Source organism: Bradyrhizobium sp. 170 (genome assembly GCF_023101085.1).
GTDB lineage: Bacteria > Pseudomonadota > Alphaproteobacteria > Rhizobiales > Xanthobacteraceae > Bradyrhizobium.
On record NZ_CP064703.1, the window covers coordinates 8,794,219 to 8,817,095 of the forward strand.

The following is a 22,877-nucleotide window of genomic DNA, read 5'->3' on the forward strand; positions in this document are numbered from 1 at the left end:
CCCCGTTCCGGGGCATCATCCGCCTAATGAGTGGGAATTAAGCAATCCTAGGTTCAACGGCAAAAAACGCAGCAAAATAAGCGCTATCGCCGCCGTACGATCGGGCACAGATATGGCTGGGTTGGGCCCTTGTCAACGTGGGTCCATCTGTCAAGGAATTCATCATTTTGACAGACTTTTCGCGTTGCCAAGGCCGCATGATTGGGCGAGTGTCCCGCCGCCTTTGCCGCCCCCTTCTTCAAGACAAGGATTTTCCATGACCACCTCGTTCCCGGAAACGAAAACCGGCCTGCGCTTCGGCCTCGCCTCCCTGGCCGCAACGGCCTGCCTGGCTGCGATTCTGGCCGCCAGCCTGCCGGTTCGTGCCCAGGACAACCCCGTTCTCGCCAAGGTTAACGGTGTTGAGATCCGCCAGAGCGATGTGGCGCTCGCGGAAGAGGAACTCGGCCCCAGCCTCGCGCAGATGGACCCGGCGACCAAGAAGGACAACGTGCTGGCCTTCCTGATCGACCTGAAAATCGTCGCCAAGGCCGCCGAGGACAAGAAGGTCGAGAATTCCGAGGACTTCAAGAAGCGCCTGGCCTTCACCCGCAGCCGCCTGCTGATGGACAGCCTGCTCGCCACCGAAGGCAAGGCGGCGACCACCGACGACGCCATGAAGAAGGTCTATGAGGAGGCCTCCAAGCAAATCACTGGCGAAATGGAAGTTCACGCCCGGCACATTCTGGTCGAGACCGAGGACGAGGCCAAGGCGATCGCGGAAGAGCTGAAGAAGGGCGGCGACTTCGCCGAACTGGCGAAGAAGAAGTCCAAGGACCCCGGCGCCTCCGATGGTGGCGATCTCGGCTTCTTCACCAAGGAACAGATGGTGCCGGAATTCTCCGCCGTCGCCTTCACGCTCGAACCCGGCAAGGTCTCGGATCCCGTGAAGTCGCAATTCGGCTGGCACATCATCAAGGTCGAGGAAAAGCGCAGCCGCAAGGCGCCGGACTTCGAGCAGGTAAAGGCCCAGATCGAGACCTATGTGACGCGCAAGGCCCAGGCCGAATACGTCGCCAAGCTGCGTGAAGCCGCCAAGGTCGAGCGCATGGACAAGCCGGCCGAAGCCGCCAAGCCGGACGCCGCCAAGCCCGCGGATTCCAAGATGGCGCCGCCGGCGAAGAAGTAAAAAATCGCTGTTACTTCTTTCAGACCGATAGTATCTACCGTCGTCATGGCCGGGCCGAAGCGCCCGGCCGTTCCATGTCTGGGGACCTTGGCGACCGGCTCTCAAGGCGTGGATGGCCGGGCCAGGTCCGGCTACGATTGAATCTGGTCGAAGAAGGTGCCCGCATGTCCACCACCATCTCCCCCCTCGCCCCGACCGATGTCCCCGAGATGCCCGCGATTGCGGGCGTGAAGCTCGCGACCGCCGCCGCCGGCATCCGCTACAAGGGGCGTACCGACGTGCTGCTCGCCGTCATGGACAAGGGCACCACGGTCGCCGGCGTGTTCACCAAATCGAAATGCCCGTCCGCTCCCGTTGAATGGTGCCGCGCCAAGCTCGGCCGGGGGCAGGCCCGCGCGCTGGTGGTGAATTCCGGTAACGCCAACGCATTCACCGGCAAGACCGGCAAGCAGTCGACGGCGCTGACCGCGCAAACCGCAGCGAAGGCAGTCGGCTGCACCATCGGCGACGTGTTCCTCGCCTCCACCGGCGTGATCGGCGAGCCGCTCGACGCCACCAAATTCGACGGCGTGCTGACGACGCTGGCCGAGGCCGCCACGCCCGACCACTGGATGGCCGCTGCCAAGGCCATCATGACCACCGATACCTTCCCGAAGGTCGCAACCGCCACCGTCAAGCTCGGCAAGGCCAAGGTGACCATCAACGGCATGGCCAAGGGTGCGGGGATGATCATGCCAGATATGGCGACCATGCTGTCATTCGTGTTCACCGACGCGCCGCTGTCGCCGGCGGTGCTGCAGTCGCTGCTCAAGAGCGGCGTCGAGGACACCTTCAATGCCGTCACCATCGACAGCGACACTTCGACTTCCGATACGCTGCTGGCTTTCGCCACTGGCGCGGCCACGGCCGACGGCGCGCCGAAGATCAGCCGCGCCAGCGATCCCAGGCTGAAGGCGTTCGCCAAGGCCTTTTACGGGGTGCTGGCCAACCTCGCCGAACAGGTGGCCCGCGACGGCGAAGGCGCGCGCAAGCTGGTCGAGGTGATCGTCGAAGGCGCGACCACCAAGGCCTCGGCGCGCAAGATCGCCATGTCGATCGCGAACTCGCCGCTGGTGAAGACGGCGATCGCCGGTGAGGATGCCAATTGGGGCCGCGTGGTGATGGCGGTCGGCAAAGCCGGCGAGCCCGCCAACCGCGACAAGCTTTCGATCTCGTTCAACGGCATTCGCGTCGCGAAAAGCGGCGCGCGCGATCCATCCTACAACGAGGCGGAAGTTTCCGAAGTGATGAAAAATCCGAAGATCCAGATCAAAGTCGCGCTCGGCCTCGGCAAGGGCCGCGATCGCGTGCTGACCTGCGACCTCACCAAGGAATATGTCGCGATCAACGGCGACTACCGGTCATGAGCGAGACAGCGGCGCATGGCTGACATCAAGCTCACCCTCGTCGTCGCCTGCGCCCTCGTCGATGCCGACAAGCGCGTGCTGCTCGCGCAGCGCCCGGAAGGCAAGGCGCTCGCGGGGCTCTGGGAATTTCCCGGCGGCAAGGTCGAGCCCGGCGAACGGCCAGAGCAGACGCTGATCCGCGAACTGCATGAAGAGATCGGGATCGACGTCAGCGAGCCATGCCTGGCGCCGCTGACCTTTGCGAGCCACGCCTATGACAGCTTCCATCTGCTGATGCCGCTCTATATCTGCCGGCGCTGGGAAGGCTTGGTGATCGCCCGCGAGGGCCAGCAACTGGCCTGGGTCCGCGCCAACAAGCTGCGCGACTACCCGATGCCGCCCGCGGACATTCCGCTGATCCCGCATTTGATCGATTTGTTGATGTGAGGGGACGCATATCACTGTCATGCCCGGACTTGATCCGGGCATCCATCAACTCAAAGAGTCTTCCAGCGCAGCGCCTCTTCGGCGGCACGCAGAGCCCAGACACAAAATCGCGAAAACAACCCCATGCAAAGTAGAATGGGGCCGGCTCGCCGCTCCCGTGCTGCTTGCGTCCGGGGCACGAGAAGAAAGATGATCCGTCGACATCGGCGCGGGGCTTCTGTCCCGCGTTTTGCGTTTAGGACCGCGGCGGCTCTTCGCTCGCCCCGGCGGCTGCCTCGTGGTGGGTCGTGACACCCGCCGAACGCAACCCGGTCAGCAATACAGTTCTTACAGAGGCAGGATCAAATCCAATATCCTTGGCGTTTGGTGGATGTGCCTCGCTGTCCTTCAATCGGAGCGCCAAGTGCAATTGCTCGCAAAGGTGCTGAACGACGAGATTGACCTGATCGTCAGTCATGATCGGCTTCTCCTGACCATCTTGCTGCCGAACTAGGTAGCACACATGAAAATTGGGTGGTACGCGATTGGACCGCCCCGGGGATCAACCTCGCGCGATTGCGCATGGGCGGGCCCCCAATCGTCCGTCAATCGGAGCAGACCGGAAGTGACTAGCGGCGACTAGAACGGCGCTTTTGACCTGAAGCGACATGCCCCGTTTGAGCAAAAAAAAGCACGGCGCTGAGGCCGGGATGCGCTCCAAAGCGGACATAGACTGGTCGCTCTGCGATAGCGCCAGCTTTTTGCATCTGGAAGTTCTTCCTCGCCGGAACAATGAGCGGGCAGCTTCGGACGTGCCAGGCATTATGACTCGTTTTTCTTCGCTATATTCATCGGCCATGAAACTTGTGTTTCTCTATGGCGCGTGCCTTCATTGCCGGATCGCGGTATGTTTTCTGGATTATGCTTCATGACGAGCACGAGCACGTCGGCGAACGCAGGACCTCTACCCGATCGCGTCGAAAAGGCCGCGCAGGAACGGATTGCGGCGGGCACCTACCCGACGCTGGTGTTCGGCGTCGTGGATGGTGACAAGAGCGAGGTTGTGGCCTTCGGCAAGCTCCATGATGGCAAGGCGCCCGATGGCGAGACGGTTTATGAAATTGGTTCGATAACAAAGACCTTCACAGCCACACTCTTGGCACAGGCAGTGCTCTCAGGGCGCTTGATGCTCGACACGCCGGTGGCACAACTTCTGGCGGACTTCAAAATCCCGTCCGGCGGTGACAAGGAAATTACGCTCGGCGATCTTGCCACGCATCACTCCGGCTTGCCGCGGATGCCGTCTAACTTCACGCCGAAGGACCCAGCCAATCCCTATGCCGACTACGATGCGGCGAAGCTGAAGGTGTTTCTTGCGGGATACCAACTACCGCGCGATCCAGGGGCCTCCTACGAATACTCCAATTTGGGGTTCGGGCTCTTGGGCCATGCGCTTGCGCAATTTGTACCCACGACCTATGGCACCCTAACCAACGAGGAAATTCTGAAGCCGCTCGGCATGACGATGAGCGGTACGGCGTTCACCGACGCAATGCGCGCCCATCTCGCTCCCGGTCACGACGACACAGGCAAAGCGGCGAAGAATTGGGACCTCGACGCATTAGCAGGCGCGGGCGCCCTCCGATCCACGGCTAATGACATGCTGCGCTATCTGAAGGCCAACATGGGCATCGGTCAGTCGCCATTGGCCGCCGCGATGAACTTCGCGCAACAGCCGCGCAGCGACATGGCAAAAACTATACGCGTCGGCCTGGCCTGGGTGACGACCGATAAAGGGATCGTCTGGCACAACGGCGGGACTGGCGGGTACAGAAGCTTTCTCGGTTTCACAGCTAATCGGGAACGAGGCGTTATCATCCTGACTAACACGTCCGCGGACCCTGATGATCTGGGTTTCGCCACGCTCGACGCGGATGCGCCGCTTGCGCCTGCATATAAGGCGACGGTTCTGCCCAGTGCGTTGCTTGATGAATATGTGGGAATCTACAAGCTTGCCGACAATTTCCCGCTGAAGGTGTTCCGGATGAACGACAGGCTATATACCCAGGCGATCGGACAAGATGCGATCCCCATTTTCCCGTCCGCGCCCAACGAGTTTTTCGCCAGGGTCGCCGGAATCAGCATGACCTTTAAGCGCAATCCCGAGGGCGCGGTGGATGGACTTGTACTGCACCAGAATGGCGACCGCGCCGCGCCGAAACGGATGGAGACGAAAGAAACCGAACGTCACAGCATCTCGGACCTAGCCTCGGGACTATTGAGCGAAGTACGGCTCCTGAATGACGACTACACTCCGATGGAGTTCGTGGCTTACGTATTGGAGTGGGTATTCGGTAAGGACCGCGAGACCGCCACTCGGATCATGCTTGAGATCCATAACGAGGGTGTCGGTGCGTGCGGTGTCTATCCCCTCCACGTCGCTGACGCGAAGGTGACAGAGGTACTTGACCTGGCATGCCAGCATAAGCATCCACTGCAATGCGTGCGCGAGCGAATCACGTCCGCCTGTTAGTTTTCGCAAGCTCCGATATAGGCTGCTACACTGCCAGCGGCTTGGTTCTACGACGGTAAGCATCACTTCTGCTATTGGCCCTTCGCGACAAATTGCGCCGCTGCACGAGCCCGGTCGCAAACTAGGCAAAGTGGACATAGCCTTCGTCGCGTCACGCCAACGGGTTATCGGTACACGGCCTAATCCCGCTTTAGGTTGTCTATTTGGGAGCAGTTTTCTTCACCGCCGCTTCCAAACTCGCCTTCGCCGAACCTGGCCGCAACGGCTGCTGCTGGCTTTCATGCGGCGCCCAGCCGGACAGCCAGATCACGTCGAAGGTCGCGCGAATGCGGCCGTCGGCATCGGCAAAGCGCTCGCCGTAAATCTCCGCCATCCGCAACATGGTGGAGCGGCGGGTCGGCGTGCGCCGCCGCTCTATCAGGATATTGGCAGCACCCATGCGCCTTAGATCCTGCATCAGCGCGAACGCGCTGTCGTAGCGCACTACGACGCGATCGACGTCGGTGACCGGCAGCGCCAGGCCCGCACGCTGCAACAGGCTGCCAACATCGCGCAAATCCGCAAACGGCGCGACGCGCGGCGATACCCCACCCTCGCACTCGGCTTCCGCCGCGGCAAAGGATTGCCTGAGCTCCGTCAGCGTATCGCCGCCGATCATCGCCGCCAGCAACAGTCCGTCCGGCTTGAGCGCGCGGCGGATCTGCGCCAGCACGCCGGGGAGATCGTCGACGAACTGGAACGCCAGCGCGGAAACGGCTAGGTCGAGCGATTGCGGTTGCAGCGGCAGAATTTCCGATGGATCGAGATCGATGCGGGCGATCGATTGGAAACGATCGGCGATGGGCTTTCGCAGCAATTCGCCCGGCGTCCAGATATCGGCGACATCGGCAAAATTCCGCATCACCGCCTGCAGCCGCTCCTCCATGTCTTCCCTGACGCGATCAAGCAGGAACGTCACCGGCCCGGCACGCCGCGCGCGTTCCATCCGCGCGCGCAACAGTGCGCGGTCGAACAGGATCGGTGCGGCGGTCGGGTTCGAAGCCATGCCGGTTGGTACGCTGGCTGCCCTGTCTCTGGCAATCCTGCGCTTGAGCACGCTGCCCATTGGCGCTAGCCTCGCCCCATGGACGCCGAGGCATCACCATCACGCTCCATCTCCAGCCAACTGCGCGGCGCGTTGAGCGCCTGCCGCGACGCATTCGCGCATCTTCCGCGGCTCGCGCTCGACGTCGCGCTGCCGAGCTTATGCGTTTCCTGCCGCGAGCCGGTCGATGGCGAGGGCGTCTGCGCGGCGTGCTGGGCGAAGCTGTCGTTCATCGCTCAGCCGTTCTGTCCGCGGCTCGGCATCCCTTTTGTGTATGATCCCGGTCCGGAATTGCTGTCGATGGAGGCGATCGCCAGCCCACCAACCTACCAGCGCGCCCGGGCCGCGGTGCGCTATGACGACATTGCCCGCACGCTGGTTCATTCGCTGAAATACCAGGACCGCACGGATCTGGCGCCCGCGATGGGCCGCTGGATGGCGCGCGCGGGCCAGGAATTGCTCGATGAGGCCGACGTGCTGGTGCCGGTTCCCCTGCACTGGCGGCGCGGCTGGAGCCGCCGCTACAACCAGTCCGGCGCGCTGGCGCGGGTGATTTCGCAGCAAACCGGCGTCAAACTGGCCTCTGAGGCGCTTCGCCGCATTCGCGCGACCGAGCAGCAAATCGGCCTGTCCCGGCCGCAGCGCGCCAGCAATGTGCAGGGCGCCTTCAAGGTCGCTCCCGATCGCATGGCTGATATCCAGGGCCGCCGCATCGTCCTGATCGACGATGTGCTGACGTCAGGCGCCACGACCGACGCCTGCGCCCGCGCCCTGCTGCGCGCCAAAGCCGCGCAGGTCGATGTGCTGGTATTCGCGCGGGTTGTGGACAGCCACCGGGCTCCCATATAATTCAAGCACTTGTCAAATCAGAGCGCGCCATGACTGCCATTGAAATCTATACCCGCCCGGGCTGCGGCTATTGCACCGCCGCCAAATCGCTACTGACGCGCAAGAACGCCGCGTTCTCCGAATTGAACGTGGCAACCGACCCGGCCTATCGCGACCAGATGTACGACCGCGCGGGCCACGGCTCGACCTTTCCTCAGATCTTCATCGGCACAACCCATGTCGGCGGCTGCGACGAGCTCTACGCGCTGGATCGCGCGGGCAAGCTCGACGCCATGCTGGCGGGAGAAGAGGCCTCCTCATGAGCGCTGGCTCCATTTTTACCGCTGCCATGGTGCAGATGCGTACCGGGCTGTTGCCCGAGCCGAGCCTTGAGCAGGGCATCAAGCTGATCCGCGAGGCCGCAGCGCAAGGCGCCGATTACGTGCTCACGCCCGAGGTGAGCAACATGATGCAGCTGAACCGCAAGGCGCTGTTCGAGCATCTCGCGTCAGAGGAAGACGATCTCTCGCTGAAAGCCTATCGCGCGCTCGCCGCGGAATTGAAGATCCATCTCCATATCGGCTCGCTGGCGCTGCGCTATTCGCCGGAGCGCGCGGTCAACAGGTCCTTCCTGCTCGGGCCCGACGGCAATTTGCTCGCCAGCTACGACAAGATCCACATGTTCGATATCGATCTGCCCGGCGGCGAGAGCTATCGCGAGTCAGCCAATTACCAGCCGGGCGAGACGGCCGTGATCTCGGATCTGCCGTGGGGCCGGATCGGGCTGACGATCTGCTACGACGTGCGTTTTCCCGCGCTCTATCGCGCATTGGCTGAAGCCGGCGCGTCGTTCCTCACGGTGCCGTCAGCCTTCACCAGAAAGACCGGCGAGGCGCATTGGCACACGCTGCTCCGCGCCCGCGCCATCGAAACCGGTTGCTTCGTCTTCGCGGCGGCGCAATGCGGCATGCACGAGAACAAGCGTGAGACCTTCGGGCATTCGCTGATCATCGCCCCCTGGGGCGAGATTCTTGCCGAGGGCGGCGTCGAGCCTGGCGTGTTCCTTGCGCAGATCGACCCCGCGAAGGTTGAAACCGCACGCAAGGCCGTGCCATCGCTCCAGCACGGACGGCGCTTCGGCATCGCCGATCCCAAGGCTGGGCCGGAGCATCTGCATCTCGTCCGGGGTTCGGCATGATCCGGTACAACCTTCGCTGCGAGAAGGGCCATGCGTTCGAAAGCTGGTTTCAAAGCTCCACGGCTTATGAGAGCCAGGAGAAACGCAGGCTGGTGAGCTGCCCTGCCTGCGGCTCGGTCAAGGTCGAGCGCGCCATCATGGCTCCGCAGATCGTGAGCAAGAAGGGCCGCGAGGCCGCCCCGTCTGCGCCGACCGCGCCCGCGGAAGTAACGGCGTCATCGGAATCGACGCCGCTGTTGATGGCGCAGGAGCGCGAGCTGCGCGCCAAGCTGAAGGAATTGCGCGATCACATCGTGAAGAATGCCGACAATGTCGGCGAGCGCTTCCCCAGCGAAGCGCGCAAGATGCACTACGGCGATATCGAGCATCGCCCGATCTACGGCGAGGCCTCGCCGGATGAAGCGCGCTCGTTGATCGACGAAGGCGTCGAAGTCTCCCCGCTGCCGGTGCTGCCGGACGACCGGAATTGATACAAACCGCGATTCCGTAGGGTGGGCAAAGCGAAGCGTGCCCACCATCTCACGGTGATACTTCGGGGCTAAAGATGGTGGACACGGCGCAAACGCGCCTTTGCCCACCCTACGATTTTCCCATCAAACCGCCACCAGCAGCGCCACGCCCACCACGATCAGCGCGATGCCGGACAGTTCACGCGCCGACAGCTGCTGCTTGAACGAATAATACGCCACCGCCTGCGCGAACAGCACCTCGACCAGCGCCAGCGTGCGCACGTTCGCAGCCACCGTCAGCGCCAAGGCCAGAAACCAGAATTGCGAAGCGAACGCGCCCATGAAGCCCGCGAGCATCGAGGGCCGCCATAGTCCGAGAATCTTCATCAGCACATCAGGCGCGCGGACGAGCAGATAAATCGTCAACACCAGTGTCTGCACGAACAGGCCAAACACCAGCGTGTAGGACGCCGCCGTCACAAAGGAGACGCCGGGCACCACGATGACCGCGCCGCGAAAGCCGACGGCCGACAGCGCAAAGCCCGCCGCGGCGACCAGGCCGATGATGGTCGGCTTCAACTCCGCAAAGCCCTTTTCGCCGCCCGGCCGGAGCGCCGTGATGACCACGCCGATAGTGGCGATCACGATCGCGATCACTTTCAGCAGCGTCAAATGATCGCCGAGAAAGATGAATCCGAAGATCGCGGTCTGGATCGCCTCGGTCTTGATATACGCCGTGGTCACGACGAACGAGCGATCGTTCATCGCGACCAGCATCAGACCGGTGGCCACGATCTGACTGAGCGCGCCCAGCAGCAGCCAAGGCCAGAACGCGGCCGTCGGCAACGGTATGGGGTCGCCGGTCACCGCCACCACGACCGCGAAGAAGATGATCGAGAAGGGGAAGCCGAACAGGAAGCGGATATTGGTCGCGCCCCAGGTCCCGAGCGGCCCCGTCAACGAGCGCTGCATCGCATTGCGGGCGACCTGGCCCAGCGCAGCGATGATAGTGAAGGGAATCCAGAGCGTGACGACGGAGAGCATGGGGGGTACCGGCAGGAAGCTGCCGCACCGTGCCGGGCGGGATGCGTCAGGTCAACAGAACCGCCGTCATGACAGTATTGCGCGCGCACCGCAAACAGTCGTCCCTGCGGACGCAGGGACCATACGCCGCGGCACCAATTGTTTTGGAAGAGGTCAGCCATCTCGCTTTTATCGATAGGACAACGCGGTATGGGTCCCTGCGTTCGCAGGGACGACGATGGATCTGAGGCTAACTACGCCCCCTCGGCCACCACCATGTAGTTCACGTCCATGTCGGACGAGATGCTCCATCGGTCGGCAAGCGGGTTATAGACCACGCCGGCCTGTTCGGTGATGGTGAGGCGATTGTGGGCGAGATGCTGGGCGAGTTCGTCGGGGGTGACGAACTTGTCCCACTGATGGGTGCCGCGCGGCAGCCAGCGCAGCACATATTCCGCGCCGACGATCGCGAGCGCAAAGCTCTTCCAGTTGCGGTTCAGCGTCGAGACCACCATCAAACCGCCCGGCTTGACCATCGCCGCGCAGCGGGCGAGGAACGCGCCGACATCGGTGACATGCTCGATCACTTCCATCGCCAGCACGACGTCGAACCGCTCGCGCACGTCCATCGTCTCGACGGTGGTGCAGCGATAGTCGATCGACAGATGGCCCTTGTCGGCATGCAGCCTGGCTGCGGCGATGTTGGTCGCCGAAGGATCGATCCCGATCACCTGCGCGCCCAGCCGCGTGAACGGCTCGCACAACAGACCCGCGCCGCAACCGATATCGAGGATGCGCAGGCCCGACAGGCAACTCAGGCTCCTGGCGTTGCGGTCGAACTTGCGGCATGCGGCGTCGCGGATATAGGCAAGCCGCAGCGGATTGATCTTGTGCAGCGGGGCCATCTTGCCTTTGGGGTCCCACCACTCGTCCGACAATTTTGAGAACTTTGCGACTTCGGCGGGGTCGACCGAGGAACCCGAGAAACCCGGGGAGGAATTTTGCTGCATGGCCATGGTTCAGGTGCCGACCGGTCGCGTCGTGATGGCATTGCGAAACGCCAGCGGCGACGCAATGGTGTCGATAGTCTTGTTGCCCTCGCCGACTCCGAAGATCGACACATCGCCGTAATTGAGGATGCGGCCGAGAATGCTCTGGTTGACGTCGACGCTCTCGACCTTGTCGAGGCTCATCTCGAACGTTTGCCGCTTGATAAAGCCGGTCTTGTGGACCACGCGCATATTCGTAACGTCAGTCTCGGTGGTCCAGCGGTGGAACCAGGCGATGGCCGTTTTGTACAGCGCGAAAATCGCGGCTATCGCGGCCATCGACAGGCACAGCAACATCGGCGTGTCGGCCGTGACCAGGCGGGAGAGCACCAGAAACGCGATCGCCACGACCCAGCCCACGATCGCAGACAGGAAAAATATCCAGTGCGCGTTGGTCGAATACAGCACCTTCTCGCCGGGCTGCAGGATATCATCGATATAACGGCCCATACGCCTGCCTTGAATTAACCCGCTACCACAGCCATTTGCGCCATTTTGGGCCGAAAACGAAGCTGGTTGCTTGCTCCGGACCGCGCCGCTATGTATACGCCGCTTTCGGCCCGGGCGCTCCACTTTCCGTGCGGGTCACCTAACTTATCCTCACAGGGAATGCACGCGTCGTCATGGGCCGCCTCGTGATGAAATTCGGCGGTACGTCCGTCGCCAATATCGACCGAATCCGCAACGTCGCGCGTCACGTCAAGCGCGAAGTCGACGCCGGGCACGATGTCGCTGTCGTCGTGTCGGCCATGGCCGGCAAGACCAACGAGCTGGTGGAGTGGTGCCGCGACGCCTCACCGATGCATGATGCGCGCGAATATGACGCCGTGGTGGCGTCCGGTGAACAAGTGACCTCGGGCCTGCTCGCGATCACGCTGCAGGGCATGGGCATCCAGGCCCGGTCCTGGCAGGGCTGGCAGATCCCGATTCTGACCTCCGACGCCCACGCCTCGGCGCGGATTCTGGAGATCGACGGCACCGAGATCAGTGCCCGTTTCAAGGATCGCAAGGAAGTCGCCGTTATTGCCGGCTTTCAGGGCATCAATCCACAGACCAACCGAATCACCACGCTCGGGCGCGGCGGCTCGGACACCTCGGCGGTGGCCATTGCGGCCGCGATCCGCGCCGACCGCTGCGACATCTATACCGACGTGGACGGCGTCTACACCACCGATCCGCGGGTGGTTCCCAAGGCGCGGCGGCTCGACAAGATCGCCTTCGAGGATATGCTGGAACTGGCGTCGCTGGGCGCCAAGGTCCTGCAGGTGCGCTCGGTGGAACTCGGCATGGTGCACAACATGCCCGTGTTCGTCCGTTCCAGCTTCGACAAGCCCGAGGATATCGACCCGCACGGCACGCCGCCGGGCACGCTGATCTGCAGCGAGGAGGAAATCATGGAAAGCCACGTCGTCACCGGCATCGCCTTCACCAAAGACGAAGCCCAGATTTCCCTGCGCCAGATCGAGGACAAGCCCGGCGTTGCGGCCGCCATCTTCGGGCCGCTGGCGGATGCCAACATCAATGTCGACATGATCGTCCAGAACGTCTCCGAGGACGGCAAGACCACCGATCTTACCTTCACCGTTCCGGCCTCCGACTATAACCGCGCCCGCGACACCATCACCGCGTCGAAGGGCAAGATCGGCTATATCAGGCTCGACAGCGCCACCGACGTCTCCAAGGTCTCGGTGATCGGCAGCGGCATGCGCAGCCATGCCGGCGTCGCGGCGAAGGCGTTCAAGGCGTTGTCCGAACGCAATATCAACATCCGCGCCATTACCACCTCCGAGATCAAGTTTTCGGTGCTGATCGACGCCGCCTACACCGAACTTGCGGTGCGCACGCTGCACACGCTCTACGGGCTCGACCAGGCCTAGGACGATTTTCTCTCAAATTAAGCGCATGATCTGATCGCCGAACCGGTGGCGTTTTGGCAGCCCCTGCGCTTCGCTGGCGCAGCATTGGCTCTGACACACACGTTATTGCTTCTGGCAGGCGTTTTGCTTGGCAAAGCAAGCCTCGATTGGCTATACGGCCTGTGAGGTGGGTTGCCGCAAACTGCACCGCGGTTTTGGCGATCCCGATTCGGCCGGGATCAGGTGCTTGCGGCCGCGCCGAATGAATAAAATTGTTGTTTTTCGTGCGTTTCACGCCAGCCGCCGGCGACCCGGCGGCCTGGACTCGCGGGGGAGGATACCAGCACATGCGGAGCGCTTCGGGAGGCCCCCGCGTCTTGTTGAGACGGCTCCGCGAAACCATGGCGGAGCAGGTCTCGGCCCAGGAACGCCTGGACAAGATCGTGGTGCTGATCGCGGCCAACATGGTGGCCGAGGTCTGCTCCTGTTACGTGCTGCGCATCGATAATACGCTCGAACTTTATGCCACCGAAGGTCTAAACCGCGACGCGGTGCACCGGACGGTGCTGAACGCGCATGAGGGCCTGGTCGGCCTGGTCGCCAGTGAGGCGAGCCCGCTCAACCTCTCGGATGCGCAAAACCACCCGGCGTTCTCGTTCCGGCCTGAAACCGGCGAAGAAATCTACCATTCGTTCCTCGGCGTGCCGATCCTGCGGGCCGGCAATACGCTCGGCGTGCTGGTCGTCCAGAACCGCGCCAAGCGCACCTATGTCGAGGAAGAGGTCGAGGCGCTGCAGACCACCGCCATGGTGCTGGCGGAAATGATCGCCTCCGGCGAACTGGCGGCGCTGGCGCAGCCCGGCGCGGAACCGGCGGCGCGGCATTCCCTGCACAAAACAGGCGCGATCCTCTCCGACGGCATCGCGCTCGGCCACGTCGTGCTGCACGAGCCGCGCGTCGTCATCACCAACTACATCGCCGAGGACCTGCCGAAGGAAATCAAGAAGCTCGACGCGGCGCTGACCAAGCTGCGCGCCGACCTCGACCGCATGCTGGAGCGCGGCGATGTCGCCGACAGCGGCGAGCACCGCGATGTGCTGGAAGCCTACCGGATGTTCGCCAACGACCACGGCTGGTCGCACAAGCTGCATGAGGCGGTCGCGACCGGCCTTACCGCGGAAGCCGCCGTCGAGCGCGTGCAGTCGGACACCCGCGCCCGCATGCTGCGCTCGACTGATCCTTACCTGCGCGACCGCCTGCACGATCTGGAAGACCTCGGCCATCGCCTGATGCGGCAATTGGTGGGACAGGATCATGCGCCGTCGCGTGAACAGCTTCCCGAGAACGCCATCCTGATCGCGCGCGCGATGGGACCGGCGGCGCTGCTCGACTATGACCGCAAACGCCTGCGCGGACTGGTGCTGGAGGAAGGCACCGCAAACTCCCACGTCTCGATCGTGGCGCGCGCGCTCGGCATTCCCGCCGTCGGCGAAGTGCCGAACGCCCCCGGCATCGCCGATCCCGGCGACGCCATCATCGTCGACGGCACCTCGGGCTCGATCTATGTCCGCCCGTCGGCCGAGATCGAATCGGCCTATGCCGAGCGGGTGCGGTTCCGCGCCCGCCGCCAGGCGCAATATGCCGCGCTGCGCGACATGCCCTGCGTGACCAAGGACGGCCAAAAGGTCGAGCTGATGATCAATGCGGGTCTCGTGATCGACCTGCCGCATATCGACGACACCGGTAGCGCCGGCATTGGGCTGTTCCGCACCGAGTTGCAGTTCATGGTCGGCCAGAGCCTGCCGCGCAGCTCGGACCAGTTGGCGCTCTATCGCACCGTGCTGGATGCCGCGGGCTCCAAGCCGGTGACGTTCCGCACCCTCGATATCGGCGGCGACAAGGCGCTGCCCTATATGGAGACCGTGGTCGAGGAAAATCCCGCGCTCGGCTGGCGGGCGATCCGGCTCGGGCTGGACCGGCCAGGGCTATTGCGCGGCCAGATCCGCGCGTTGCTGCGGGCCGGCGGCGGCCGCGCGCTGAAGATCATGTTCCCGATGATTTCCGATGTCGCCGAATTCGACCAGGCCAAGGCGATTGTCGAGCGCGAGCTGACCTATTTGCGCCAGCACGGCCATGCGCTGCCGGAACGGATCGACGTCGGCACCATGGTGGAAGTGCCGGCGCTGCTCTATCAGCTCGACGAACTCTTGAAGAAGGTCGATTTCGTCTCCGTCGGATCGAACGACCTGTTCCAGTTCATGTTCGCGGTCGATCGCGGCAACGCCAAGGTTTCCGAACGGTTCGACACCATGTCGGCGCCGATCATGCGTGCGCTGCGCGACATCGTGCGCAAGGCCGATGCGGCGAAGAAGACGGCGTCGCTCTGCGGCGAGATGGCCTCAAAGCCGCTCGGCGCGCTGGCCCTGATTGCGCTGGGTTACCGCTCGCTGTCGCTGTCCGCCACCGGGCACGGTCCGGTGAAGGCCATGATCCTCGACCTCGACGCCAAGAAGGCCGAGGCTGTCATCATGCCGCTGCTCGACGCGCCGGCCGGCAGCGTCTCGATCCGGAAGAAACTGACGGAATTCGCGGAAGCCGAGGGGCTGTCGTTGTAGCGAGGCTCGGTCCCGACAACGCCACCTTCCCTTTCGCCCCGTGAGAACCATGCCATGCTACCCGAAGCCAAACTCGATATCTTGCTCGCCCACCACGCCTCGCTGGAAGCTGAGCTGCTGGGTCAGTTGAATTCCGAGAAATACGTCCAGATCACGCGCGAACTTGCCGAGCTCAACCCGCTGATCGACGCGGCGAAAGATTATCGCGCGGCACGGGCCGAGATTGCGGGCGCCGAACAGCTGCTGGCGGATTCCGCCACCGATCCGGAAATGCGCAGCATGGCCGAAGCCGAGCTCGAAACGCTGCAGGCGCGCGTGGCCGAACTGGAGCAGAAGATTCGCGTGGCGCTATTGCCGAAAGACGCCATGGACGACCGCAACGTGATGCTGGAAATCCGCGCCGGCACCGGCGGTGACGAAGCATCATTGTTCGCCGGCGACCTGTTCCGGATGTATGAGCGGTTTGCCGCCTTGCAGGGCTGGAAGGTCGAGGTGATCTCGGCCTCCGAGGGCACCATGGGCGGCTTCAAGGAAATCATCGCCGAGGTGCAGGGCCGCGGCGCGTTCGCCAAGCTGAAATTCGAATCCGGCGTGCACCGCGTGCAGCGTGTACCTGATACCGAGACGCAGGGGCGCATTCACACCTCCGCCGCGACCGTCGCCGTGCTGCCCGAGGTCGAGGACGTCGACGTCGACATCAAGAACGACGATTTGCGGATCGAGACCATGCGCGCGCAGGGCGCCGGCGGTCAGCACGTCAACAAGACCGAATCAGCGATCCGGATCACCCACATCCCGACCGGCATCGTGGTCATGATGCAGGACAGCCGCTCGCAGCACAAAAACCGCGCCTCCGCGATGAACATCCTGCGCTCGCGCATCTACGACGCCGAGCGCCAGCGCGTCGACGCGGCGCGCTCCGCGGACCGCAAGGAGAAGGTCGGCTCCGGCGACCGAAGCGAGCGCATCCGCACCTATAATTTCCCGCAAGGCCGCGTCACCGACCACCGCATCAACCTGACGCTCTACAAATTGCCGCAGGTGATTTCGGGCGAAGCGCTGGGTGAACTGATCGACGCGCTGACGACCGAGCACCAGGCCGCCCAGCTTGCGGCACAGGGCGCGGCGGCGTGAGGACCGCCTCCTCGTCGTCCCCGCGAAAGCGGGGACCCATACGCCGCGGCCTCTCAATATGGGCGGTGGTCGACACCTCCCGTAACAATAAATGCTTGTGGTTATGGGTTCCTGCATTCGCAGGGACGACGTCGAGATTGTGGCCCGCCACATGAACGATTTCGCCCACCAGACCATCGAGACCGCCCGGCGTGTCCTCGCCGCGCAGTTCAAATCCGCCGCCATCGAATCCGCCGAGCTCGACGCGCGGCTTCTGATCGGTCACGCACTCGGCCTCGACTTGACCGGCTTGATCACGGCCGCACAGCGCCAACTCACGCCGGACGAATCGGCGAGCATCGAAGCATTCGCCCGCCGTCGCCTCGCCGGTGAACCGGTCGCCCGCATTCTCGGCGAGAAGGAGTTCTGGGGTCTGCCGCTGCAACTCTCGCCCGCGACGCTGGTGCCGCGGCCCGATACCGAGACGGTGGTCGAACTGGCGCTGGAACTGTTGCGCGCCGGCGGGAACCTCGATCGCCGATTGCGCATCGCCGATCTCGGCACCGGCTCCGGCGCAATCCTGCTGGCGCTTTTGTCCGAGCTGCCGGCGGCGCGAGGATTCGGGACCGACATTTCGCAAGCCGCCTTGCAAACCGCCGGGACCAATGCAGTTCGCGCGGGGCTGTCGGATCGCGCGACGTTCATCGCGTGCGACTATGCGAACGGACTAACCGGCCCGTTTGACCTGATCGTTTCGAATCCGCCCTATATCCGCTCGGCGGACATCGATGGTCTGGCGGCGGAGGTGCGGAATCACGATCCCCTGGCCGCACTCGATGGCGGCCCCGACGGGCTGGACGCCTACCGCGCGCTGATCCCTCAGGCGGCGCGCCTTCTGGCAGCAGGCGCCCCCCTCGTTGTGGAAGCCGGACAAGGCCAAAGCGGCCCTATCCAGGCTTTGATGGCTGCCGCAGGGTTAATGCCTGTGATCGCCCCCAAAGCCGATCTGGCAGGCATTCCGAGGGCCGTCGCGGGCCACAAAATGGCCCGATAAAGTCCTTTTGGAACGCAAAAAAACCCCTTGGAATATTCCCCGGGAGCGACTACGTTCCGCTTACAACATCGGTCCAGGGTCGCTGGCCCCGTAAGTTTACACGGGTGAGGCCAGAGTTCTCGAAACGAGAGCCCGCCGGATGAAAGGTTCCAAAACGCAGGTCGAATTGAGCGCAATAGCTGGAGCTGTGCTGCTCTCGACCGCAAAGCGAACGAAAGCCTGATATTGCGCTTGAAGACTTACGCAACAGCCACTCACGCGAAGCCGTCACGCAAGACGATTAGGCTGGTTTTGGCAGGCTGAATGATTTGGTCCGGCGCGCGGTGAACGCGGCCGGTTGGGGAACGCGTCTTTGTTGAACGCGATGGTTGGCGAAATCGACGACATGAATTCGAACGGCATCGTGATTCGGTGCGCCTGAGCGCGCCGGGTCGGATCAGGCTACGACGGCAACTGCATAACTTCAGGGCTGGAATAAAGGCGAGACATGAGAAACGGTCAGAACAACAAGCGGATGCGTAACCGGAATAATAACAACAATAACAGCAACAATAATAACCGGCGCGGTCAAAACCCTATGACCCGGGTGTTCGAATCGAACGGGCCCGATATCAAGATCCGCGGCACCGCCTCGCACGTCGCCGAAAAATACGTTCAGCTGGCGCGTGACGCGCGCTCTTCCGGCGACCCGGTCGCGGCCGAGAACTACTACCAGCACGCCGAACACTATTTCCGCCTGATCGCAGCCGCCCAGGAGCAGTTCCGGCAGAACCAGCCGCAGCCGCGCGTCGACAACGAGGCGCCGGCGACGGAAGATGGCGACGACGAGGGCGAGAGCTTCTCGCATTTCGGCCAGGAGCCGGGCTTCGTCCCGCAGCAGCCGCAGCCCTACATCCGCGACAACAATCCGCGTGAACAGCGCGGCGAAGGTCAGTCCTACCAGCGCGACCAGCAGCCGCGCGAGCATCACCGCGAACGCGAGCAACGCGAGCATCGTCCGCAGCCGCAATATCAGCCGCAACCCCAGCCGCAGCCGGTGATTGCCGATACCGGCGGCGTCGATCGCCTGCCCTCCTTCATCACCGGCCCGCAGCCGCAGGTGAACGGCACGCCCGGCGGGTATGAAGAGGGCCGTGGCGGCGAGCGTTTCCCGCGCCGGCGCCGCCGGCCGCATGGTCCGCGTCCCGACGGCATGGCCGCGCCTGCCGCGCCCAGCGAAGATTTCAATCCGGGGAATGAGTAGCTTCGGACAGGTTTCGTAGGGTGGGCAAAGCGTAAGCGTGCCCACCAACTTTCTCGCAAATATCCCGAATAAGCTGGTGGGCACGGCGCATGCGCGCCTTTGCCCACCCTACGATTCTGAGATTACACCTTATCCCTCGTCGCCGTCGATGACGGCACCAGCACCGGCTCCAGCGATGGAATCAACCGCGTGCGTTCGCGGCCCGCGGGGATCGCGCGATAGACCTGTTTGGTCGCTTCCACGATATGGACGCCAGCGAACGGCAGCGACAGTGCTGCTCCAACGCGCTCCCACGCCATCGCCGAGCGCAAAAACCAGCTATTGCCGACCGGCGGCAGGAACAGCGCCTCGCCCCACGAAGCCGGCGTGAACCAGGTCTGCCGCAGCAATTGCGTGATCTGCGCACGCGAATAGGGCCGGCCGTGACCGAACGGCGTATTGTCGGTGCGCGTCCATACGCCGCGCCGGTTCGGGATCACCGCGATCAGCCGGCCGGACGGCGCCAGCACCCGCCACACCTCGCGCAGCAAGCGCTCCGGATCGTCAGACATTTCCAGCGCGTGGACCAGCAGGATCCGATCCACCGCGGCGTCCGGCAGCGGCATCGAAAATTCATCGATCAGGGTCGCCAGCGCAGGCCGCGCGGTCGGCCATTTCAACACGCCCTGCGCCGCCGGCATGAAGGCGATGCAGCGTTCGGAATCCTCGCGAAACAGGCCGAGATAGGGCGTCGGGTAACCGAGCCCGAGCACGCGCTGCCCCGCCGCATCGGGCCAGCGCGCCCGGATGCCGCGGTTGATCAGCTGGCGCGCCACGATGCCGAGGCGTCGCGAATAGAAATCGCGGAGGTCGATGACGTCGATGGTCATGGCATCAATCTACCACAGGGCGTTTCGTTGCGGCGCGCCGAAAATGGCATTGCCGCGCAAGCGTTAACGCCATATTTCTTTGGAATTAATGGGGCCGAAAGCCTTAACCACGGAGCTATCATGGCCGCGGAAATTCGCACCTTCACCTGTCTCAACGACAATTTCGGCTATTTGATCCACGATCCCGCAACCAAGGCCACCGCATCGATCGACGCGCCGGAAGCCGCCCCGATCATCAAGGCGCTGGAGCGCGAGGGCTGGACGCTGACCGATATTCTCGTCACCCACCACCATCACGACCATGTCGGCGGCGTCGCCGAACTGAAGCAGAAATATAATTGCCGAGTCGTTGCCCCCAACGACAAGTCCACCAAGATCGCCAATGTCGACCTGCGCGCGGCCCATGGCGACGTGATCAAGGTGGGCAGCCTGCTGGCGCGGGTGCTGGAAACGCCCGGCCATACGCTCGATCATATCTCCTACGTGTTCGATACCGATAAGGCGCTGTTTGCCGCCGACACGCTGTTCTCGATCGGCTGCGGCCGGGTGTTCGAGGGCACCTATCCCATGATGTGGGATTCGCTGCTGAAGCTCCGCGCGCTGCCGGACGATTTCAAACTCTATTGCGGTCACGAGTATACGGCATCTAACGTCAAGTTCGCGCTGACAGTCGATACCGACAATCCCGCACTGAAGGCGCGCGCCGAGGAAGTGACGCGGCTGCGTGCGGAGAACAAGCCGACGATCCCGGTGCTGCTGGGTGAGGAGAAGAAGACCAACGTCTTCCTGCGCGCCGACGAGCCGTCGGTGGCGGCGAAGCTGCACATGAAGGGCGCCAGCGCGGCCGAGGTATTCGGCGAACTCCGCGAACGCAAGAACAAGTCCTGATGGCGCTGCCGAAGAAAGCCGCCGACATCATCGCGCGGCTCGAGCTGAAGCCGCATCCGGAAGGCGGCCATTATCGCGAGACGTTTCGCGATATCAGCGTGGACGCCGATGGACGCTCGCGATCGACCGCGATCTATTTCCTGCTGGCGCGTGGCGAACACTCGCACTGGCATCGCATCGACGCCGTGGAGACCTGGCACTACTATGCGGGCAGCGCCCTGACGCTGCGAATCGCGGACGAGAACGGCGAACGCAGCATCAAACTCGGCACCAATCTCACGGCCGGCGAAACCCCGCAGGCGGTCGTGCCCGCGCATGCGTGGCAGGCAGCCGAAAGCACCGGCGACTGGACGTTAGTCGGCTGCACTGTTGCACCCGGATTCGAATTTGCGAAATTCGAACTCGCGCCAAAGGATTGGACTCCTCCGCGCTGAAACAGCCGATCGGAAATCGGGTGGGTTTCACACGCCCGCGCACATAGTTTCTGGCCTCGCAGCAAGAGGAGCGGAAAAGTGCACGGGACATTCAGCGTTTCAAATCAGATCGAGCCGGCGATTCTCTATTTCGGCACGCCGGTGGTTCTGATCGGATCAACCAACGAAGACAGTTCGTTCAACCTCGCGCCGATGTCGTCGGCATGGTGGGTCGGGTGGCGCTGCATGCTGGGGTTGGCAACCAACTCAAAGACCACCGAGAACATGATCAGGTCGGGCGAATGCGTGCTCAACCTGCCGTCGGCTGCGCTCGTCGGCGCTGTCGATCGACTGGCGCGCACCACTGGTTCGGACCCGGTGCCGCCGGGCAAGATCATGCGCGGCTATCGACACACGCGCGACAAGTTCGGCCTGTGCGGCCTGACGGCGATGCCAGGCGAAACCGTCGCGGCACCGCGCGCGCTGGAATGTCCGGTGCAGATCGAAGCCAAGGTCGCGCAGGTCCATAAAATGGCGCAGGAGGATAGTGTCTGGCGCGGCAACATCACGGCGATCGAGGTGCGGATCACGCGCGTCCATGCACATCCGGGAATCATGATGGAAGGACAGCCCAACCGCGTCGATCCCGACAAATGGCGGCCGCTGATCATGAGCTTCCAGCAATTTTACGGCCTGACGCCGGAGAAACTGCAGCGCTCCGAACTCGGGCAGATTCCGGAAGCCATGTACAAGCCGCCCGGCTGGAAGCCGGCAGTTTAATACTTCCTCCACACCATATCTTTCGCTGCAATCAGGCCGCCGCCGGCGATCAGGATCGCGGCGAAGGCGATCGTGGCGGTCGGCTGCGCAAAGCCGGCCAGTATCAGGAACAATGTCGACAGCAATGGCGTCGCGTAAGAGGCGGCACCGAGCACGCGGATATCGCCGCGTTTCATGCCGATGTCCCAGACAAAGAACGCGGCCCCCACGGGGCCAATGCCGAGCGCAATGATCGCCAGCCACTGCCCGATTGTTTCCGGCCACACCGTGGTCTCAACCATGCCGTGGACGAGGGTAGCAAGCAGCGCGGTAACGAGACAAAAGCCTGCGACCGCATCGGTTGGCACGGCTTTCAGCTTGCGCGACATCACCGAATAGGCCGCCCACACAAAGGCGGCGACGAAGGCTGCGGCCAGGCCCGGTATCTGACCCGGCGTAAAGCCGCCAGTGTTGCCGGCGAACAGCAGCACCGTTCCGGCCAATCCCACCACGGCGCCGACGATGTGATGCGGCGCCAGCCGCTCGCCCGGCAGCAGCGAGGAGAACAGCACGATCAGGAGGGGCCAGAGATAGTTCAACAGGCCGGCTTCCGCCGGCGGTGCGAAACGCAGCGCGAGGAAATAGAGCGCGTGGTAGCCGAACAGGCCGCCGACGCCGACGACCCAGGCGACCGGCGGCTGCTTCAGCGCGTTGAAGGCGGACGGCCGGAACAGGAAGCTCACGAACGCCACTGCCGCGCCGATCGCAAATGTCATCGCGGCGAGCTGGAACGCGGGGATCTTTCCGGTCGCAACCGTCAACACCGACAGCAGCGACCACATCAGGATCGCAGTCAGTCCGATCAGTGTGGCGGCACGGGGAGTCATTGGCAGAACACTTTCCGTCATGGCCGGGTTTGTCCCG

At 63.4% G+C, this 22,877-nt stretch carries 23 protein-coding genes; 16 read left to right on the forward strand and 7 right to left on the reverse strand.

The features are described from left to right. The first annotated feature begins 256 nt into the window (after positions 1 to 256). The 3 genes from IVB05_RS41510 to IVB05_RS41520 all read left to right on the forward strand — a co-directional run bounded on the left by IVB05_RS41510 (position 257) and on the right by IVB05_RS41520 (position 3,000). Positions 257 to 1,168, forward strand: a complete 912-nt coding sequence (locus tag IVB05_RS41510) for a peptidylprolyl isomerase (RefSeq protein WP_247781941.1) — start codon at positions 257 to 259, stop codon at positions 1,166 to 1,168. A gap of 164 nt (positions 1,169 to 1,332) precedes the next feature. Further along, positions 1,333 to 2,574, forward strand: a complete 1,242-nt coding sequence (argJ, locus tag IVB05_RS41515; protein WP_247781942.1) for a bifunctional glutamate N-acetyltransferase/amino-acid acetyltransferase ArgJ — start codon at positions 1,333 to 1,335, stop codon at positions 2,572 to 2,574. A 15-nt stretch (positions 2,575 to 2,589) separates the two neighbouring features. Next, on the forward strand, positions 2,590 to 3,000 hold the full coding sequence (locus IVB05_RS41520; protein WP_247781944.1) for a (deoxy)nucleoside triphosphate pyrophosphohydrolase: 411 nt from the start codon (positions 2,590 to 2,592) through the stop codon (positions 2,998 to 3,000). 235 nt (positions 3,001 to 3,235) lie between these two features. Here the strand turns inward: IVB05_RS41520 and IVB05_RS41525 are convergent, their stop codons facing one another. Continuing rightward, on the reverse strand, positions 3,236 to 3,457 hold the full coding sequence (locus tag IVB05_RS41525) for a hypothetical protein (protein WP_247781945.1): 222 nt from the start codon (positions 3,455 to 3,457) through the stop codon (positions 3,236 to 3,238). Between the two features lie 450 nt (positions 3,458 to 3,907). Between IVB05_RS41525 and IVB05_RS41530 the strand changes: the two genes are divergently transcribed. After that, complete coding sequence (locus IVB05_RS41530) at positions 3,908 to 5,512, forward strand: ATP-dependent Clp protease adaptor ClpS (RefSeq protein WP_346771811.1); 1,605 nt, start codon at positions 3,908 to 3,910, stop codon at positions 5,510 to 5,512. 199 nt (positions 5,513 to 5,711) lie between these two features. On the opposite strand, the gene IVB05_RS41540 is transcribed toward IVB05_RS41530, so the two are convergent. Then, positions 5,712 to 6,617 (reverse strand): methyltransferase domain-containing protein, encoded by a 906-nt coding sequence (locus tag IVB05_RS41540; RefSeq protein WP_247781947.1) that lies wholly within the window; start codon positions 6,615 to 6,617, stop codon positions 5,712 to 5,714. Positions 6,618 to 6,635: 18 nt separating this feature from the next. Between IVB05_RS41540 and IVB05_RS41545 the strand changes: the two genes are divergently transcribed. Genes IVB05_RS41545 through IVB05_RS41560 form a run of 4 tightly spaced genes read left to right on the forward strand, consistent with a single transcriptional unit; the run spans position 6,636 to position 9,092 of the window. Beyond that, positions 6,636 to 7,445, forward strand: coding sequence for a ComF family protein (locus tag IVB05_RS41545; RefSeq protein WP_247781948.1), 810 nt, complete (start codon positions 6,636 to 6,638; stop codon positions 7,443 to 7,445). Between the two features lie 29 nt (positions 7,446 to 7,474). Continuing rightward, positions 7,475 to 7,747, forward strand: a complete 273-nt coding sequence (gene grxC, locus IVB05_RS41550) for a glutaredoxin 3 (protein WP_247781951.1) — start codon at positions 7,475 to 7,477, stop codon at positions 7,745 to 7,747. After that, a complete protein-coding gene (locus IVB05_RS41555) occupies positions 7,744 to 8,622 on the forward strand; it encodes a carbon-nitrogen hydrolase family protein (RefSeq protein ID WP_247781953.1) in 879 nt (292 codons plus the stop codon). The genes grxC and IVB05_RS41555 overlap by 4 nt, the downstream gene beginning before the upstream one ends. Then, complete coding sequence (locus tag IVB05_RS41560) at positions 8,619 to 9,092, forward strand: DUF1178 family protein (RefSeq protein ID WP_247781955.1); 474 nt, start codon at positions 8,619 to 8,621, stop codon at positions 9,090 to 9,092. The genes IVB05_RS41555 and IVB05_RS41560 overlap by 4 nt, the downstream gene beginning before the upstream one ends. A 123-nt stretch (positions 9,093 to 9,215) precedes the next feature. Here IVB05_RS41560 and IVB05_RS41565 read toward each other — a convergent pair whose 3' ends face one another. The 3 genes from IVB05_RS41565 to IVB05_RS41575 form a co-directional block, all read right to left on the reverse strand. Next, the gene (locus IVB05_RS41565) at positions 9,216 to 10,115 is read right to left on the reverse strand and encodes a DMT family transporter (RefSeq protein ID WP_247781957.1); all 900 of its coding nucleotides are present in this window, start codon (positions 10,113 to 10,115) and stop codon (positions 9,216 to 9,218) included. A gap of 233 nt (positions 10,116 to 10,348) precedes the next feature. Further along, entirely contained in the window at positions 10,349 to 11,110 is a 762-nt protein-coding gene (gene ubiG, locus IVB05_RS41570) for a bifunctional 2-polyprenyl-6-hydroxyphenol methylase/3-demethylubiquinol 3-O-methyltransferase UbiG (RefSeq protein ID WP_247781959.1), read from the reverse strand. 3 nt (positions 11,111 to 11,113) lie between these two features. Next, complete coding sequence (locus IVB05_RS41575) at positions 11,114 to 11,593, reverse strand: PH domain-containing protein (protein WP_247781961.1); 480 nt, start codon at positions 11,591 to 11,593, stop codon at positions 11,114 to 11,116. A 173-nt stretch (positions 11,594 to 11,766) separates the two neighbouring features. Between IVB05_RS41575 and IVB05_RS41580 the strand changes: the two genes are divergently transcribed. The 5 genes from IVB05_RS41580 (at position 11,767) to IVB05_RS41600 (ending at position 19,024) form a co-directional block, all read left to right on the forward strand. Continuing rightward, positions 11,767 to 13,020: an aspartate kinase gene (locus IVB05_RS41580; RefSeq protein ID WP_247781963.1), complete on the forward strand. Its 1,254-nt coding sequence runs from the start codon at positions 11,767 to 11,769 to the stop codon at positions 13,018 to 13,020. Between the two features lie 326 nt (positions 13,021 to 13,346). Then, positions 13,347 to 15,614, forward strand: a complete 2,268-nt coding sequence (ptsP, locus tag IVB05_RS41585) for a phosphoenolpyruvate--protein phosphotransferase (RefSeq protein ID WP_247781965.1) — start codon at positions 13,347 to 13,349, stop codon at positions 15,612 to 15,614. Between the two features lie 54 nt (positions 15,615 to 15,668). Next, positions 15,669 to 16,748, forward strand: a complete 1,080-nt coding sequence (gene prfA / locus IVB05_RS41590; protein WP_247781967.1) for a peptide chain release factor 1 — start codon at positions 15,669 to 15,671, stop codon at positions 16,746 to 16,748. A 151-nt stretch (positions 16,749 to 16,899) separates the two neighbouring features. Continuing rightward, complete coding sequence (gene prmC / locus IVB05_RS41595; protein ID WP_247781969.1) at positions 16,900 to 17,781, forward strand: peptide chain release factor N(5)-glutamine methyltransferase; 882 nt, start codon at positions 16,900 to 16,902, stop codon at positions 17,779 to 17,781. A 487-nt stretch (positions 17,782 to 18,268) separates the two neighbouring features. Next, positions 18,269 to 19,024, forward strand: coding sequence for a DUF4167 domain-containing protein (locus IVB05_RS41600; protein WP_247781971.1), 756 nt, complete (start codon positions 18,269 to 18,271; stop codon positions 19,022 to 19,024). A gap of 122 nt (positions 19,025 to 19,146) precedes the next feature. Here the strand turns inward: IVB05_RS41600 and IVB05_RS41605 are convergent, their stop codons facing one another. Then, the gene (locus IVB05_RS41605) at positions 19,147 to 19,893 is read right to left on the reverse strand and encodes a methyltransferase domain-containing protein (RefSeq protein ID WP_247781973.1); all 747 of its coding nucleotides are present in this window, start codon (positions 19,891 to 19,893) and stop codon (positions 19,147 to 19,149) included. A 120-nt stretch (positions 19,894 to 20,013) separates the two neighbouring features. Between IVB05_RS41605 and gloB the strand changes: the two genes are divergently transcribed. From gloB to IVB05_RS41620, 3 genes are all read left to right on the forward strand, one after another. After that, the gene (gene gloB, locus IVB05_RS41610; RefSeq protein ID WP_247781974.1) at positions 20,014 to 20,781 is read left to right on the forward strand and encodes a hydroxyacylglutathione hydrolase; all 768 of its coding nucleotides are present in this window, start codon (positions 20,014 to 20,016) and stop codon (positions 20,779 to 20,781) included. A gap of 5 nt (positions 20,782 to 20,786) precedes the next feature. Next, a complete protein-coding gene (locus IVB05_RS41615) occupies positions 20,787 to 21,215 on the forward strand; it encodes a cupin domain-containing protein (protein WP_247787372.1) in 429 nt (142 codons plus the stop codon). Between the two features lie 78 nt (positions 21,216 to 21,293). After that, positions 21,294 to 21,974 (forward strand): flavin reductase family protein, encoded by a 681-nt coding sequence (locus IVB05_RS41620; RefSeq protein WP_247781975.1) that lies wholly within the window; start codon positions 21,294 to 21,296, stop codon positions 21,972 to 21,974. Here IVB05_RS41620 and IVB05_RS41625 read toward each other — a convergent pair. Continuing rightward, the gene (locus IVB05_RS41625; protein ID WP_247781976.1) at positions 21,971 to 22,840 is read right to left on the reverse strand and encodes an EamA family transporter; all 870 of its coding nucleotides are present in this window, start codon (positions 22,838 to 22,840) and stop codon (positions 21,971 to 21,973) included. The two genes, IVB05_RS41620 and IVB05_RS41625, sit on opposite strands and share 4 nt — an antisense overlap. Between the last annotated feature and the right edge of the window lie 37 nt (positions 22,841 to 22,877).